Source organism: Flavobacterium rhamnosi, assembly GCF_048286515.1.
Classification (GTDB): domain Bacteria; phylum Bacteroidota; class Bacteroidia; order Flavobacteriales; family Flavobacteriaceae; genus Flavobacterium.
Window position 1 is genome coordinate 20,812 of the sequence record NZ_JBLVPS010000033.1, and the last position, 16,141, is coordinate 36,952.

At 34.3% G+C, this 16,141-nt stretch carries 14 protein-coding genes; 7 read left to right on the forward strand and 7 right to left on the reverse strand.

What is annotated here, in order from left to right; all coding sequences use genetic code 11:
* Positions 1-70: 70 nt before the first annotated feature.
* The 6 genes from ACNQGN_RS17820 to ACNQGN_RS17845 all read right to left on the reverse strand — a co-directional run bounded on the left by ACNQGN_RS17820 (position 71) and on the right by ACNQGN_RS17845 (position 5,939).
* On the reverse strand, positions 71-1,339 hold the full coding sequence (locus tag ACNQGN_RS17820; RefSeq protein ID WP_417989176.1) for a peptidylprolyl isomerase: 1,269 nt from the start codon (positions 1,337-1,339) through the stop codon (positions 71-73).
* A gap of 40 nt (positions 1,340-1,379) precedes the next feature.
* Positions 1,380-2,504 carry a peptidylprolyl isomerase gene (locus ACNQGN_RS17825; protein ID WP_417989177.1) on the reverse strand — a complete coding sequence of 375 codons (1,125 nt, stop codon included), beginning with the start codon at positions 2,502-2,504 and terminating at the stop codon, positions 1,380-1,382.
* 14 nt (positions 2,505-2,518) lie between these two features.
* Complete coding sequence (gldI, locus tag ACNQGN_RS17830) at positions 2,519-3,163, reverse strand: gliding motility-associated peptidyl-prolyl isomerase GldI (RefSeq protein WP_417989178.1); 645 nt, start codon at positions 3,161-3,163, stop codon at positions 2,519-2,521.
* Between the two features lie 3 nt (positions 3,164-3,166).
* On the reverse strand, positions 3,167-4,171 hold the full coding sequence (locus ACNQGN_RS17835; RefSeq protein WP_417989179.1) for a DHH family phosphoesterase: 1,005 nt from the start codon (positions 4,169-4,171) through the stop codon (positions 3,167-3,169).
* 69 nt (positions 4,172-4,240) lie between these two features.
* Complete coding sequence (locus ACNQGN_RS17840; protein WP_417989180.1) at positions 4,241-5,497, reverse strand: voltage-gated chloride channel family protein; 1,257 nt, start codon at positions 5,495-5,497, stop codon at positions 4,241-4,243.
* A gap of 31 nt (positions 5,498-5,528) precedes the next feature.
* The gene (locus ACNQGN_RS17845; RefSeq protein WP_417989181.1) at positions 5,529-5,939 is read right to left on the reverse strand and encodes a RidA family protein; all 411 of its coding nucleotides are present in this window, start codon (positions 5,937-5,939) and stop codon (positions 5,529-5,531) included.
* Between the two features lie 290 nt (positions 5,940-6,229).
* Here ACNQGN_RS17845 and ACNQGN_RS17850 point away from each other — a divergent pair, with 290 nt between their 5' ends.
* Positions 6,230-6,898, forward strand: coding sequence for a hypothetical protein (locus ACNQGN_RS17850; protein WP_417989182.1), 669 nt, complete (start codon positions 6,230-6,232; stop codon positions 6,896-6,898).
* An 18-nt stretch (positions 6,899-6,916) separates the two neighbouring features.
* Here the strand turns inward: ACNQGN_RS17850 and ACNQGN_RS17855 are convergent, their stop codons facing one another.
* Complete coding sequence (locus ACNQGN_RS17855; protein ID WP_417989183.1) at positions 6,917-7,444, reverse strand: hypothetical protein; 528 nt, start codon at positions 7,442-7,444, stop codon at positions 6,917-6,919.
* A gap of 228 nt (positions 7,445-7,672) precedes the next feature.
* On the opposite strand from ACNQGN_RS17855, the gene guaA reads away from it, so the two are divergent.
* The 6 genes from guaA (at position 7,673) to yidC (ending at position 15,748) form a co-directional block, all read left to right on the forward strand.
* Positions 7,673-9,202, forward strand: coding sequence for a glutamine-hydrolyzing GMP synthase (gene guaA / locus ACNQGN_RS17860; protein ID WP_417989184.1), 1,530 nt, complete (start codon positions 7,673-7,675; stop codon positions 9,200-9,202).
* Between the two features lie 132 nt (positions 9,203-9,334).
* The gene (locus ACNQGN_RS17865) at positions 9,335-11,281 is read left to right on the forward strand and encodes a LysM peptidoglycan-binding domain-containing protein (protein ID WP_417989185.1); all 1,947 of its coding nucleotides are present in this window, start codon (positions 9,335-9,337) and stop codon (positions 11,279-11,281) included.
* On the forward strand, positions 11,281-11,682 hold the full coding sequence (locus tag ACNQGN_RS17870; protein ID WP_417989186.1) for an OsmC family protein: 402 nt from the start codon (positions 11,281-11,283) through the stop codon (positions 11,680-11,682). The genes ACNQGN_RS17865 and ACNQGN_RS17870 overlap by 1 nt, the downstream gene beginning before the upstream one ends.
* Before the next feature lie 83 nt (positions 11,683-11,765).
* Positions 11,766-11,999, forward strand: coding sequence for a DUF3820 family protein (locus ACNQGN_RS17875; protein ID WP_143386364.1), 234 nt, complete (start codon positions 11,766-11,768; stop codon positions 11,997-11,999).
* A gap of 152 nt (positions 12,000-12,151) precedes the next feature.
* Positions 12,152-13,765: a CTP synthase gene (locus tag ACNQGN_RS17880; RefSeq protein WP_417989187.1), complete on the forward strand. Its 1,614-nt coding sequence runs from the start codon at positions 12,152-12,154 to the stop codon at positions 13,763-13,765.
* A 78-nt stretch (positions 13,766-13,843) separates the two neighbouring features.
* The gene (yidC, locus tag ACNQGN_RS17885) at positions 13,844-15,748 is read left to right on the forward strand and encodes a membrane protein insertase YidC (RefSeq protein WP_417989188.1); all 1,905 of its coding nucleotides are present in this window, start codon (positions 13,844-13,846) and stop codon (positions 15,746-15,748) included.
* Positions 15,749-16,141 lie beyond the last annotated feature (393 nt).

A 16,141-nucleotide genomic window follows, 5' to 3' on the forward strand; every position in this document is an offset into this window, starting at 1 on the left:
GAATTTGAAAATAGAAAAACCCGACAGCTTATTATAATTTGTCGGGTTTTTTATTTAAATTTTTTGAGTTTTAAGGTTTTGGAGTCGGTTGTTTTTCAAACATTTCCAATTCAAAAATTAGATTCGTATTGGGTGGAATCACTCCTCCGGCACCCCTTTGTCCATAAGCCAAATTAGCAGGGAGGAAAATCACCATTTTGTCTCCAAAAGACATTAGGCTCAATCCTTCGAGAAATCCAGGAATCATACCGTCTTTTTTACCTGCCTGAAAAGGGAATGGTTGGTATCCATTTTGTGCAGCTCTGTTTGCATCGTATTTTCCGTAGTCTTTGCTTACGTTTTCATAACTGCTGTCAAATAAAGTTCCGTCTTCAAAATAGCCAGCATAATGGAAATAGAAAGTGGTACCGTCAGCTGGTTTTACACCGCTGCCTTTTTGCACTATTTTATATGCTAAGCCGGAAGGAGTACTGGTTGCACTCGCTTTTGCAGTAGATAAGTATGTTGTTTTTGCAGTAATAATATTGCCGTATTTTTCAAAATAAACCTTTTTACTTTCCGCAGCAAGTGCAACTTGTTTCTTTTGGCTTTCAGCATCAATCAATGCTTGTTTCTTAGCGTCTTCTGCTTTATTGTTGAAATAATCTGAGAATACTTTTGGAGCGTCAAATTGTTTTGCTGCTACTCCTTTTCTTATGATGGTAATCTTCTTAATTATATCATCTTGTGTAATTAGATTTACAATATTCATTCCGGCGGTAACATGGCCAAAAATAGTATGTTTCCCGTCTAGCCAAGGGGTTTCTTTATGCGTGATAAAAAACTGGCTTCCATTTGTAGTCGGACCAGAATTAGCCATAGAAAGGATGCCGCCTTTGTTGTGTTTCAAATCGGTAAACTCATCTTTGAATGCATAACCCGGACCACCGGAGCCATTTCCGGAAGGATCACCACCCTGAATCATAAAATCTTTGATAACACGGTGGAATTTTAAACCGTCGAAAAAAGGTTTTCCTTTTAGTTTTTCATCTGCCACAAAAGTATTTTTTCCTTCGGAAAGCGCAATAAAGTTGGCTACGGTAATCGGTGTTTTTTTGTATTCCAACTGAGCGGTAATATCTCCTTTAGTAGTTGAAATGATTGCGAAAATTCCTTCGATTGCAACCGGAGTTTTTACTGTTGGTTTTGCAAGCGGTTTTGCAGTTGGTTTTACCGCTGCTTTTACGCCCGGTTTTGCCAAAGTTGTCGTTGGTTTTTTAGCAGGAACAGTTTTTTTTATGGTTTGAGCCTGAAGATTCAGGATTCCAAAAAACAATAAAAATAGAATTTTAAATTTCATCTTATAATAATTTAAGGTCTGACTTTTTACTTATACTTCGTTATTGAGGCATTGTTTCTAATAATTCAATTTCAAAAATAATATTAGCATTTGGCGGAATTACTCCACCAGCACCAGCTTGCCCATAAGCCTGTTTTGACGGGATGAAGATTATAGCTTTATCCCCTAGAGATAATTTCTCCAGTCCTTCAATAAAACCAGGAATCATGCCATCTTTTTTTCCGGCTTGAAAAGGAATTGGTTGGTACCCGTTTTGAGCCGCTCTGTTTTCATCGTATTTTCCAAAAGTTTTGGCAACACTTTCGATACTTGCATCAAATAGTTCGCCATCTTCAAGAAAACCAGCGTAATGAATGAAAATATTTGCGCCATTAGCGGGTTTTTTACCGCCACTTTTCTGAGTAATTACGTATTGTAATCCGGTAGGTGTTTTTATTGCTTTGGTTCTTAATGCAGCAAAATAAGCTATTTTTTGATCCCTTACTTCTTTGTATTTTTCATTGTAAATTTTTTTATTTTCAGCATCAAGAGCTGCTTTTTTCTTTTGATTTTGAGACTCTACCGAGAAATAATCGCTAAATGTTTTTACTGCATCAAACTTTTTTGCTGATTCGCCATTTCTAATGATTGTCACTTTATTGATGTAATCATTTTGTTCAATCTTATTGACTACATCCATTCCTTTTTCTACAACATGACCAAAAATGGTATGTTTGCCTTCAAGCCAGGGAGTCGCAAGGTGAGTGATAAAAAACTGACTACTGTTGGTTGTTGGTCCATTATTGGCCATAGCTAAAACACCACCTTTGTCAAATCTCAAATCGGAAAACTCATCTTTGAATTTATAACCAGTATCTCCTGATCCTGTTCCTAATGGATCTCCCGTTTGTATCATGAACTCTTTAATCACTCTGTGAAATTTCAAACCGTCAAAAAACGGTCTGTTTTTTAGATTTTCATTAGTAACAAATTTATTTTTTCCTTCAGCCAAAGTGATATAGTTAGCTACTGTGATCGGTGCTTTTTCAAAATCTAATTGTACTATTATTTCGCCTTTATTGGTTTCAATTTTGGCATATAAGCCATCAGGAAGATCATTATGCTCTTCTTTACAAGAATAAAATGATGCAATTACAAGGAATAGGAATAGGATGCTTTTTTTCATTTCTAAAATTTAGTTTATTGTGTTATAGTGTCTTGTGGTTTGGTTTCTGTTGCGACTTCCTGCTTTACCGCCGGAGCTGTTGGTTTTATTTCGCTTTCTTTTCGATAATCCGCTTCTGATTTAAAATCACGAAGTGTTACCGTACAAAGCAGCGGCTTATTTACACCAATTTTCTTGTTGTCACCGTGATAGCCATAGCCCATATGTGAGGTAAATAGAAAATTTACTTTCTCTTTCTTACGCATCAATTTTATGCCGTCTCTCAGTCCCATCATGATATTTTGTTTGTCAACATAATAGACTTGAGGTCTTAATTCTAATTCGGAATATATAATATTACCTTTCAAATCTTTAATCTCATAATCAAAGAATGCAACATCTCCTTTTTTTGGGGTTAAAGTATCCAACTCATTTTTAACTACATAAGAATACCAATAGCCTTTTGATGAAGCAATGAATTTCACTTTAGGATTTCTTTTGATAACCGCATCAATTTGTCCTTCCTCACCGGCGATTAATTTTTTATTTCGCTCTATTGATTTCTTCATAAAACTCCCGGAAGCCTGAGAAATAGGTTTGCGAGCATCTTGATGCTGTTTACAACTTGAAACTAATGCGAACAGACAGAATGCAATTGCGATTAATTTGCTGTTTTTCATATGTTAGATAGTTAGTTTTGTTACTAAATCTTCAAATTTCTTTATTGTTTCTTCCATGGATGCTTCTGATTTTCCGCCAGCTGCATTACGATGTCCACCGCCATTAAAGTGATCTCTTGCAAATTGATTGACATCAAAATCACCTTGGGAACGGAACGAAATCTTGATAATTTTTTCTTCCTTATTTTCGATAAAAATAGCCGTAAAAAGAATTCCTTTTATACTCAGTCCATAATTTACAATGCCTTCCGTGTCTCCTTTTACATATTCGAAAGAGTTTAGCTCATCTTGTGTAAGAGTTGTGTAAGCTGTTTTATGTTCGGTTAACACTTTCATGTTTTGAAGCGCTCTTCCTAATAATTGTAAACGTCCAAAAGAGCTGTTGTCAAATAATAAGGTTGGAATTTCGGTATTTTCTACACCTAAATCAATCAGTTCAGCAACAATTCTGTGGGTATCTCCTGTTGTTTTTGGAAAACGAAATGAGCCTGAATCGGTTAGGATTCCGGTGTAAATACAAGTTCCAATAATTTTGTCGATGTCTTCTTTTTTTCCAAGAAATAAAATGAAGTTGTATAACATTTCACAAGTTGAACCAAACGAAATATCTGAATAGGTAAATGTAGCATAATCATCTGGTTTTTGATGATGATCAATCATGATAAATGGTGCTTTTAGCTTGGCTAAAACATTTTCCATTTCACCTGTGCGGTGCAAAGCATTAAAATCCATTGTGAAGATTAGTTCTGCTTCTTCAAGAATTTTGGTGCAATTGGCTTTGTCTTTTTCATATATTTTGACAGTTTCTGAACCGGGCATCCATGCTAAAAATTCAGGAAACTCATTTGGAGAAACTACAGTTGGATGATGGTTGTTTTTTAATAAAAAATGATATAATCCTAAGGTAGAGCCCATAGCGTCGCCATCGGGACCTCGATGAGGAATAATTACAATTTTTTTTGGAGTTGATAATAACAACTGTATCGCTTGAATGTCTTGTATTTTCATAGTTTGCGAAATTACATTTTTTTAATGTAATGTTGAAATCATTTATATAATTAACAAACTTTTACAATCTTAGAAAAGGTCCAGGTCTTTCGTTTTAATTTTTTGATACAGCCTGTATTTGGCGCCTTTTACAATTTGGGCATGATAGATTCCTACTGAGCCTGAAGAAAAATAGGCTATTAAACAGGCAATGCCAATATAAATGCCGCTTTCGATCCCGAAAAGTTCCATTCCCATGACCGTACAAGCAATAGGAGTATGGGTTGCTCCCGAAAAGACAGCTACAAATCCCATTCCTGCCAAAAGTGCAATGGGCAAAGGAACAATTAGTGATAGCGCACTTCCTAGCGTAGCACCCACAAAGAACAGTGGTGTTACTTCACCACCCTTGAATCCCGCTCCCAGTGTAAATCCTGTAAATAGTATTTTTAAAAGAAAATCATAGGAAGCACTTGGGCTTGAAAATGCATCCACAATTAGTGGTACACCTAAGCCGATATATTTTGTGGTTCCGATAAAGTAAATTGTTAAAGCAAGTATAATTCCTCCTATAAAAGGACGAAGTGGAGGAAAGAGTATTGTTTTCGAAAATAATGCACCCCAAAAGTGTGTGCTTCGGGAGAATAACATGGCTGCTACGCCAAAAAGAATACTCGCTAGAATTACCCAAAATAAATTGGTGAAACTCATTTCGGGAATAGTTGGAATATTGTAATGGGTATGTTTTACTTGCCAGAATTCTACAGTGAAATAAGCGATATACCCCGTTATAAATGCTAATGGAATGCTCTTGTAAGTTATTTTACTGAAGTACAAAACTTCTAAAGCAAACAAGGCTCCAGCCAAAGGGGTGCCGAATACGGAAGCAAAACCCGCGCTGATTCCGAGAATGATTACTGTCTTTCTATCAGAATTAGTAAGCTTAAATATTCCTGTGAATTGGTCGGCAATGGCGCCACCTATTTGTACCGCAGTGCCTTCTCGACCCGCTGAGCCCCCAAAAAGGTGTGTTGTTAAGGTGCTAACAAGTACTAAAGGCGCCATTTTAAGTGGAATGATTTTCTGAGGATTTTCGTATTCTTCCAGCAATAAGTTATTGCCTTTTACAACTGTTTTTCCAAAATAATAAAAACTCAACCCTATTGTTAGACCGCCTATCGGCAAAAGCCAAATAATCCAGTTATGGTGTTCTCTATATTGTGTCACCCATTCGAGTGCTACTAAAAAAAATGCTGAAGCTGATCCAGAAAAAATGCCTGTCAGGACACAAATGACAATCCATTTGAGCGCGACAAGCATTATTTTTTTAGCATTTTTTAAATTCATTATAGAACTGTCGTGGTTTTGTGCTAAAGTATTACAATCCTTCCTGAACTAATGATTTTTCAGCTGCAATGGCCGTAAATTCTATTTCAACCAAATATTCTGGTGCTACTAATTGGTTGATTCCGTAAAAACCAGTTGTAGGTTTTATATCCTTGAAAAAGGTGGCGTGTGCTGTGGCAACTGCTTCAAATGTAGCAATGTCTGTAGTAAATATACGAGTGCGAATCACGTCTTTCATACTTACATTTAAATCTTCAAGAACTTTTTCTACTCTTTCTAAAATATTCAGTGTTTGTGCATGTGCATCATCCGCTTTTACTTTTTCGCCATCTACTATGGCTACAGTTCCTGATACTTCAATGATATTTCCAATACGTACTGCGCGGCAATATCCCATTTTGTCTTCCCATGGTGAACCTGTCAATATGTTTTCTCTTTTCATTTTGCGTTATTATTTATTAAGTTGATTTTTAAAGTTTTAATGTGTAAAATTATTTTTGGTATGTTTTTTGCAATTTATAAAAAATAGTGAAATAAAAAATACTGCTTTTTAATAAAAAAGTTCAATTTTCAGAAATCAATTTTAGAAAATCTTATGTTCTAAAATGTAATAAAATCGGAAATTGAATGTTATAAAAAGAAAGTAAAATTACATCATTTTGTGATTAGTTATTATTGATTTTTTTATTTTTAAAATTTTACAAGCACTGATACGTTAATATCTAAAAAGTTATGAAAAGAATTCTATTGTTAATTGTTGTCTGTGGAATGTCGCTAAGCGGATATGCCCAGAGTGAATTTAGTACAAAATTTAAAGCAATTCCACCAGTAAATAAAAGTCCAAAAATTAAAAAAACAGTTCCGCCGAAGGCAGATGTTCCACCTATTAAGACTCCAAATGTATTCAAGAAACCGGATGTTTTAAACCCAAAACCTAATCCATCGCTTCAGATTGGTACCACTAATAATTTTTCGTTAGCGCCAAAAAATGATTTTATTAATCCTGGAGATGTCTATAAAGACAAGCTTAATAAAAAAGAAGACCAATCAGAAGGGATTGTCTATAGAAGAAATCAAAATTTAGGTGATTTTAAAACGGGTTCGCTTACCGCTAAGGTGAGGTATCGTGATGCAGCATTCGTTGATGGAGACCAGATACGTGTATACTTAAATGACAAAGTGATTCAGTATCAGGTGAATTTAGACAGTGATTTCAAGGGTTTCGAAATAGTACTGGAAAAAGGATTCAATAAGATCGATTTTGAAGCTTTAAACCAAGGGAGTTCAGGACCTAATACAGCTGAATTTCAAGTTTATAATGATAAGGGTGGTTTGATTTCTTCAAGTCAATGGAATCTTGGAACTGGTTTTAAAGCAACTATAATCCTGGTAAAAGAGTAATTCTAAATTACTCTTTTACTAAAATGGATCTGCAGTAACACTAAATTTCATATCTGATTTTACAGTAATATCTTGTGAAAGTGTTTCTTTTATGACCGCTTTAGCTCTTATTTTATAATTCGGAGCCTTGATGTATTTGTCTAGGTTTTGTGTAGTACATGTTAAGTTTAAAGTATTTGAAGTCGAATTAATATCCTCTAAATACGCTAATTCTATTTCATCATTAGCATCTGTTGAAATGTACAGATGAATTGATTTTAAAAAAGTGAATGTTTTGTCATTTGGGTCTGTTATAGTCAGTTTTAACTCTTTCAATTTTACATCTTTTACTAATTCAGCTTTTGTATTGTTGTTTTCAAAAACGGCGCTTGAGTTGGTGGTAACATCTGGAGTTAATACTTCAGAAGCAACATTGAGGGGGAATCCACTTTCGATTGTAAAGGAAGTTTGAGTAGCTATATTAAAAGTTAGCAGGCTATCGACAACACTACAGGAAACGATAAAAAGAGCTAAAAAGGTAATTGCTGCGTAAGTTTTAATTTTCATTGTTTTTTACTTTTATGAATTCATTTATATATGGTTAACTAAAAAAACGAGTGTATATTTTATACTAACTTAAATTATTCTTGTATTTATTAAAAAAAACATATGATTTGTTACTAAAAGCCAGTTTTTAAGGTGTAAATAAATTAAGACAAATTGAAATTAGAAAAAAAAATAAATATTTTTCAAAATTCAATTTTTCAATTCAAAATATAAAAAGTATTTTTGCGCATGCAACACAACGTACTTATTTTAGATTTCGGATCGCAATATACTCAACTTATTGCGCGTAGAGTTCGCGAATTAAATATATTCTGCGAAATTTTCCCTTACAATCATTTTCCGAGTGATTTATCAACTTATAAAGCAGTAATTCTTGGAGGAAGCCCTTTTTCTGTTAGAGGAGAAGATGCGCCACATCCTGATTTATCTCAAATTAGAGGAAAACTTCCAATGCTAGCTGTTTGTTACGGTGCGCAGTATTTATCGCATTTTAGCGGTGGTGAAGTAGCGGCTTCAAACACTAGAGAATATGGTAGGGCTAATTTGTCTTTTATAAAAGAGAATGAAGTTTTCTTTGAAGGTGTTTCTGAGAATAGTCAAGTTTGGATGAGTCATAGTGACAGTATTAAAGTTTTGCCAACAAATGGAGTAAAACTGGCAAGCACACATGATGTAGAATTTGCAGCTTATAAAATAGAAGGCGAAACTACATACGCTATTCAGTATCATCCAGAGGTATTTCACTCTACTGATGGTTCAAAAATGCTCGAAAACTTTTTAGTTAAAATTGCAGAGGTTCCTCAAAATTTTACACCAAATGCTTTTGTTAGCGAAATGGTAGCAGAGTTAAAAGAGAAATTACAAGACGATAAAGTAGTTCTTGGTCTTTCTGGAGGAGTGGATTCTACTGTAGCGGCAGTCTTATTGCACCAGGCTATCGGGAAAAACCTGTACTGTATTTTTGTAAATAATGGTTTACTTCGTAAAAACGAATTCCAAAATGTATTGGATCAATACAAAGGAATGGGTTTGAATGTAAAAGGAGTAGATTCCGGTGATCGTTTTTTATCTGAATTAGCTGGTGTAAGTGATCCGGAAACCAAGCGTAAAATTATTGGACGTGTATTTATCGAGGTTTTTGATGATGAATCACACCTTATAGAAGATGTAAAATGGTTGGCACAAGGAACAATTTATCCTGATGTTATTGAATCAGTTTCAGTAAAAGGACCTTCGGCTACGATTAAATCACATCATAATGTAGGAGGTTTACCAGATTACATGAAATTAAAAATAGTGGAGCCACTTCGTATGCTTTTCAAAGATGAAGTACGCAGAGTAGGAGCCTCGTTAGGAATTGATCCGGAACTATTGGGAAGACATCCTTTTCCAGGGCCAGGATTATCAATTAGAATTTTAGGTGATATCACGCCAGAGAAAGTTAGAATTTTGCAAGAAGTAGATTCTGTTTTTATTGAAGGATTGAAATCTTGGGGATTGTATGATAAAGTTTGGCAAGCCGGAGCTATTTTACTTCCTGTAAATAGTGTAGGTGTAATGGGTGATGAACGTACTTATGAAAAAGTAATAGCGCTTCGTGCTGTTGAGTCTACCGATGGTATGACGGCGGATTGGGTACATTTACCTTATGATTTCTTGATGAAAATATCTAATGATATTATTAATAAAGTAAAAGGAGTAAATAGAGTGGTTTATGATATTAGCTCAAAACCGCCAGCAACTATTGAGTGGGAATAAGATTAAATTTTTGTTAATCCCTTCTCGAAATATCATTATTTTTAATGTTCTTTATATAAACGGTATCAAATTTTTGGAATAAAATTTGATACCGTTGCTTTATTAATGATTTGAATAATTTTATAAATAAAAATGATGAAATATTTTTTTGCGATTTGTATGACTGCTTTGTTGTTTAATTATGGTGTTTTTTCACAAGAGAAACCCACCACACACAAAGTTCAGAAAGGAGAAACGATAAGTCAAATTGCAATAAAGTACAATGTTACTCCATTTGATATATATCAATTAAACCCCGATGCACAAAGTGGACTAAAGCCAAATAGTGTTTTGCTGATTCCAAAAAGTGGGGGTAAAGCAAAGACGGTGCTTCAAGTCAAGCCAAGCGTAAAGACTTCAAGTCATGAAGTGATGCCTAAAGAAACGCTTTATGGTATTGAAAAAAAATATGGCGTTTCTGACGAAGCGCTAAAACAAGCTAATCCTTTTCTTGAAAAAGAGGGATTGCAAATTGGGCAGACCCTTGTTATTCCTTCCAATAAAGTGGAGAAAAATAATACTGCAGCGCAAGAAAAAGTAGTTTATCATTACGTACTTCCAAAAGAAACAAAGTATTCAATCGCTAAGCAATATGGGATCACCATTGCAGAATTAGAGCGTAAGAATCCCGAAGTTATTTCTAGTTTGCCCGAAGGATATAAATTATTGATTAAAGGTACTGCACCTAAATCAGATAAAATTACTGTTGCGGTTGCAGCTAAAAAAGAAATTGCAAAACCCGGTCCCTTAAAGAGTGATCCGGCAGTTAATTATGTAAATTATGAAGTGAAGCCAAAAGAAACACTTTATAGTTTGTCAAAAATGGCGGGTATGACTCAGGAAGAGTTGATAACTTTGAATCCTGCTTTGTCTAAAGGTGTTGTAGAAGGAATGATTTTGAAGGTTCCTGCAAACGGTACAATTTCACAAGAGACTAAAAAAGAATATGCTATTTTGTCAAAGAAAATGGGCAGTAACAATAGAAAAAAACTGGTGTTGCTTTTGCCTTTTAATATGACAAAAATAGAAGGGGATACTGTTAATTCAACTGCGATGCGATTGAAAAAAGACAAGTTTCTGAACATGACATTAGATTTTTATTCTGGAGCTTTAATGGCTATTGATTCTGCAAAGCAAATAGGACTTTCTTTCGATGTGAAGATATTTGATTCCCAAGAAACCAAAAATACGTCTAATGTTGCAGCATTAATTAAAGAAAATAATCTAGAAGATTCGGATGCTATGATTGGGCCTTTTTATCAAAATAATGTAGAAAAAACAGCTGAATTATTGAGCGTGAATCAGGTTCCGGTAATTTCGCCTTTATCAAAAGATTTAGGTAATTCTTACAGTAATTTGTTTCAAACTATCCCAACAGCCGCTACGGTTAAAAATGCGGTGTTTGATTATATGCGATCAAAAGACGGGAATATTGTAGCTGTAGTGGATAGGAAAAAGGAATCCGTTATACAGTATATTAAGGAAAATCATAAAGATGTAAAATTTTCAGCACTTACTGCAAATGGTGGCATATCCGCTGAAAATTTAAAAAGTTTATTTGTAAAAGATAAAATAAACTATGTGGTAATGGAAACGGCAAATACAGGAATGATAAAATCAACAATGGCAGCTATGTTGAGTGCTATGGTTACTTATAAAGTGCAGTTGGTTATTTTAGAGCCTAACGAAACGCTTGATACCGATGAAATTAATTTTGTAAATTTAACAAAGTTGAAATTAATGTATCCTTCCGTTACTCGTGAAAATGTATCTCCTGAAGCTTTAATTTTTGAAAAAGAGTATAAAAAGAAAAACAAAATTTTCCCTAGCGCTTTTGCAACCCGTGGTTTTGACATTGTATTTGATACGATGATGCGATTGTCGCAAGATAAAACGTATCAGGAAACTGCCGATACGATGGCGACACAACAGGTAGATAATAAATTTGAATACTATAAAAAAGAAGATGGTGGTTATACCAATAAAGGGGTGCATATATTAAACTACGATACCGATTTAACCATAAAAGAAGCTAACTAATGACATCAAAAGTAACCTATTTAGGAGATTTAAGAACATCATCAATACACTTGCAATCTGGAACTGAAATAATATCGGATGCTCCGGTAGATAATAACGGAAAGGGCGAGGCTTTCTCTCCGACTGATACTGTTGCTAATGCTTTGGCAAGTTGTATGATGACAATTATGGGAATAAAAGCCCGTGATATGAATGTGGATTTGAAAGATTCTACGGCATCAGTTACAAAAATTATGAATGCTGAGCCAAGACGAATAGGAGCAATAGAAATTACTTTTGAGATGCTAGGAACGGTGGATCAAAAGAATAGAACGATTCTTGAAAGAGCAGCCATGACTTGTCCTGTTTTCTTGAGTTTAAATAACGAAATTGAGAAACGAATTACTTTCAACTGGAAATAGATTAGGCAAAGGATTAAGAAAAGAGAAATAAGAATTGTGAATAGTCTTGCTTCTCTTTTCTTTATTCTTTTTTCTTCATAAAAATGGAACAAAACCAAAAACAACTCATCAAACTCGCTCACACCAAAATGCCTTTTGGCAAATATGAAGGTAAATATCTTATTGATTTGCCCGAATATTACGTAGTTTGGTACAGTAATAAAGGGTTTCCAAAAGGAGAATTAGGCCAACAACTTCAACTTATTTACGAGTTAAAATTGAACGGTTTAGAGGAATTGATACGAAATATCAAAAAGCGATATCCAAAGCCGCTTTAATTTGTTAATTCAATAATGTTTTGGTTTAATAAACCGAGCATTGTCCAATTCTCAAATTTCCAAATTATCTCATTTTCAAATTAGCATTTTCTCAATTTATAATTGTATTTTTGCCACGTTTTTTACACAACTACATTACAAACAACAACAGAATGAATCAAACGAAATATATTTTTGTTACTGGCGGTGTGACTTCTTCTTTAGGAAAAGGAATTATAGCAGCATCTTTGGCGAAATTATTACAAGCACGAGGGTACAGAACTACTATTCAGAAATTTGACCCCTATATCAATGTTGACCCAGGTACTTTAAATCCTTACGAGCATGGAGAATGTTATGTTACCGATGATGGGGCAGAAACGGATTTGGATTTAGGCCATTACGAACGTTTTCTGAATGTTCCAACTTCTCAAGCCAATAATGTTACCACTGGTAGAATTTATCTTTCGGTTATTGAAAAAGAAAGAAGGGGGGAGTTTTTAGGAAAAACAGTACAAGTTGTTCCTCATATCACCAATGAAATTAAAGATAGAATGCAGTTGCTTGGTAAATCAGGTGATTATGATATTGTTATTACCGAAATTGGAGGAACAGTAGGAGATATCGAATCGTTGCCTTATATCGAATCGGTTCGCCAATTGGTATGGGAATTAGGGGAGAATAATGGAATTGTAATACATCTTACTTTGGTACCCTATTTGGCTGCTGCTGGTGAGTTGAAAACAAAACCAACACAACATTCGGTTAAAACTTTGATGGAGAGTGGTATAAAAGCTGATATTTTAGTTTGTAGAACGGAGCATGAAATTTCGGAAGAGTTGCGAAATAAACTGGCTTTATTTTGTAATGTAAAAAGAGAGGCTGTTATACAATCAATTGATGCGGCAACTATTTATGAAGTTCCAAATTTAATGTTGGAGGAAGGATTAGATGTTGTTGCTTTAAAGAAATTGGATTTGCCTAAAAAAGCGGCCCCGGATTTAAAAAACTGGAATACTTTTTTACGCAGGTTAAAAAATCCTAAGCATACTATAAATATTGGTTTGATTGGGAAATATGTAGAAATGCAGGATTGTTACAAATCTATTTTGGAAGCTTTCATTCATGCAGGTGCTACTAATGAAACCAAAGTAAATGTTATTTCAATCCATTCGGAATATATTGATGCATCTAATGTAGAAGAGAAATTAGCTGGGTTAGACGGAATTCTTGTTGCACCAGGTTTTGGTGAAAGAGGAATTGAAGGAAAAATTGAAACCGTTCGTTACGCTCGTGAAAATAAAGTTCCATTTTTCGGAATTTGTTTGGGTATGCAAATGGCGATTATTGAATATTCAAGAAATATTCTTGGACTTTCAGAGGCTAATTCTACTGAAATGAATGACAAAACACTTCATCCGGTAGTGAATTTGATGGAAGAACAGAAAACAATTACTGACAAAGGCGGAACTATGCGTCTTGGTGCTTGGAAATGTGATTTGAAACCGGATTCATTGGCTTATAAAATTTATGGGGTATCAACTATTTCAGAACGTCACCGTCACCGTTACGAATATAATAGTGAATATGTGTCGCAATTGGAAAAAGCGGGACTGGTTGCTTCAGGCATAAACCCAAATACGGGATTGGTTGAGATTATAGAAATAGAAGATCATCCATTTTTTATTGGGGTTCAATACCATCCAGAATACAAAAGCACAGTAGCAAACCCACATCCTATTTTTGTTAATTTTGTTGCAGCAGCTGTTCAGGCAAAGAAAAAATAGTATTCCGCTTTTGAATGAGTGTTAAGACACAGTTTATAAACGTTATACTTTAAACAATAAACTTTTTTAAATAAAATAATGGAAGAGAAAAAATTTGACCTTAATTCGATTATAGGTTTTGTATTGATTTTTGGTATTTTGATTTGGATCATGTATCAAAATCAGCCTAATGAGAAAGAGATTGCAGCTGAGAAAGCAAAAAAAGAGCTGGTAATCAAGGAGGCCAAAGCAAAAGAAGTGGAAGCTAAAACAGTTGCAACAGCAACAGTTGCTGTTGCAGCAACCGGAGATTCAACACAATTAGCTCAATTGCAAAAAACGTTAGGAAATTTCGCTTATTCAGCGACGCTTCCTTCCGCGAAAGCTGGTTTTACAACTATCGAAAACGAATTGGTTAAGTTAACAATCGCCAATAAAGGAGGGTATATTGTTGAGGCTACTTTGAAACAATTTGAAAAGTTCAAAAAAGGTTCAGGAAAATTGGTTGAATTGATAAAAGACAATAATGCCGATTTGAATGTGCAATTACTTACCAGTGATAACCGTACTTTAAACACAAAAGACTTATTTTTTGAACCAACTTTAACAAAAGTTGGAGCGGATCAAGTTCTGTCTATGCGTTTGAAAGCAGGAGCAAACGAGTTTTTAGAATACAAATACGTATTGAAACCAAATGATTATATGATTGGTTTTGATATTCGTTCTCAAGGATTGAATAAGGTTTTGAATACTTCTAAACCATTGGATTTAGAATGGAATTTGAAAACCTATAGAAACGAGAAAAGTGTAGCTTACGAAAACCGTTATACAGAAATATATTTCGAACACGAAGAAGGAAAGATTGATTATGCAGGACTTGGTAAATTAGAAGAATCAGATCTTGAAAAAGCAACTTTTGTAGCTTTTAAACAACATTTTTTCTCTGCGATTCTTTTGACAAAAACACCTTTTGAAAAGGCTAAATTGAAATCGACTGATTTGGTTCATGATGATAAAGTGGATACTACTTTTACGAAGCAATTCAAAGCGAATATCCCATTAGCTTTTGATAATGGAGAAGTGGATTATAAGATGAGTTGGTATTTTGGTCCAACTGATTATAAAACATTAAAATCATACGATAAGAATCTTGAAAAAACAATCTCACTTGGATGGGGTATTTTTGGATGGATCAATAAGTTTATATTTATTCCGTTGTTCGGATTTTTAAGCTCGTATATTGCTTACGGAATTGCGATAATTGTTTTTACAATTTTGATTAAATTGGCGATGTCGCCAATTACATTTAAATCATTCTTGTCGCAAGCCAAAATGAAAGTATTGCGACCTGAAATTACAGAATTGGGTGAAAAGTTCAAAAAAGACCCAATGAAGAAACAACAGGAAACGATGAAGCTATACAATAAGGCAGGAGTGAATCCTATGGCAGGTTGCATCCCCGCTTTGATTCAGCTTCCTTTTATGTATGCGTCGTTTCAATTTTTCCCGTCGGCTTTTGAGTTAAGACAAAAGAGTTTCTTATGGGCAGACGATTTATCTTCTTTTGATGAAGTCGTACGATTGCCTTTTTATATTCCTTTTTACGGAAATCACATCAGTTTGTTTCCAGTGCTTGCCTCGATTGCTATTTTCTTCTATATGAAAATGACTTCCGGTGATCAACAAATGGCTGCTCCACAACAAGAAGGTATGCCGGATATGGCAAAGATGATGAAGATCATGATTTATGTTTCGCCAATAATGATGTTGTTTTTCTTTAATAGTTATGGTGCGGGATTGAGTTTGTATAACTTTATTTCGAATCTGATTACGATCGGAATTATGATTGTCATTAAAAGATACTTTATCGATAGTGATAAGATTCATGCTCAAATTCAAGAAAATAAATTGAAAGAGCCAAAAAAACAAGGGAAATTCCAGAAAAAACTACAAGAAGTTATGGAACAGGCCGAAGCTCAAAAAGCGCAACAAAAGAAAAAATAAAGCATAAAAGAAGCTCTCAGGAAATGAGGGCTTTTTTTATGCTTCGGCCGCTCGTCTGCAAATAGGAGAATTAAATTTTGGGAATAATCCAATTATACCGGTATTAAGAAAAACTTGTACCATATTAAATGTAAATTTGTCAAAATAAAAAAGATGTTTAAGCAGTTACGATAATTTTTCAAGAAAGCCCCCATACACTTGGGTCTTTAGACGGGGGATGAATTGAAAATGCAAATACTTCTAATCATTTTAGACATACAAGTGACAATTAAATACTTTTTTTATATATTTGTTTAATGGAAAAGCGATGGAGGAAAAGCAGAAGTGCTACATACAATATAGCCTATCATTTGATATGGTGTCCAAAATAGCGTAGAAAGGTATTGATTAACG

Bases quoted from the DNA above. Each gene is read 5' to 3' on its own strand.
- ACNQGN_RS17820 (WP_417989176.1), bottom strand. From the start codon at position 1,339: ATGAAATTTAAAATTCTATTTTTATTGTTTTTTGGAATCCTGAATCTT.
- ACNQGN_RS17825 (WP_417989177.1), bottom strand. From the start codon at position 2,504: ATGAAAAAAAGCATCCTATTCCTATTCCTTGTAATTGCATCATTTTAT.
- gldI (WP_417989178.1), bottom strand. From the start codon at position 3,163: ATGAAAAACAGCAAATTAATCGCAATTGCATTCTGTCTGTTCGCATTA.
- ACNQGN_RS17835 (WP_417989179.1), bottom strand. From the start codon at position 4,171: ATGAAAATACAAGACATTCAAGCGATACAGTTGTTATTATCAACTCCA.
- ACNQGN_RS17840 (WP_417989180.1), bottom strand. From the start codon at position 5,497: ATGAATTTAAAAAATGCTAAAAAAATAATGCTTGTCGCGCTCAAATGG.
- ACNQGN_RS17845 (WP_417989181.1), bottom strand. From the start codon at position 5,939: ATGAAAAGAGAAAACATATTGACAGGTTCACCATGGGAAGACAAAATG.
- ACNQGN_RS17850 (WP_417989182.1), top strand. From the start codon at position 6,230: ATGAAAAGAATTCTATTGTTAATTGTTGTCTGTGGAATGTCGCTAAGC.
- ACNQGN_RS17855 (WP_417989183.1), bottom strand. From the start codon at position 7,444: ATGAAAATTAAAACTTACGCAGCAATTACCTTTTTAGCTCTTTTTATC.
- guaA (WP_417989184.1), top strand. From the start codon at position 7,673: ATGCAACACAACGTACTTATTTTAGATTTCGGATCGCAATATACTCAA.
- ACNQGN_RS17865 (WP_417989185.1), top strand. From the start codon at position 9,335: ATGATGAAATATTTTTTTGCGATTTGTATGACTGCTTTGTTGTTTAAT.
- ACNQGN_RS17870 (WP_417989186.1), top strand. From the start codon at position 11,281: ATGACATCAAAAGTAACCTATTTAGGAGATTTAAGAACATCATCAATA.
- ACNQGN_RS17875 (WP_143386364.1), top strand. From the start codon at position 11,766: ATGGAACAAAACCAAAAACAACTCATCAAACTCGCTCACACCAAAATG.
- ACNQGN_RS17880 (WP_417989187.1), top strand. From the start codon at position 12,152: ATGAATCAAACGAAATATATTTTTGTTACTGGCGGTGTGACTTCTTCT.
- yidC (WP_417989188.1), top strand. From the start codon at position 13,844: ATGGAAGAGAAAAAATTTGACCTTAATTCGATTATAGGTTTTGTATTG.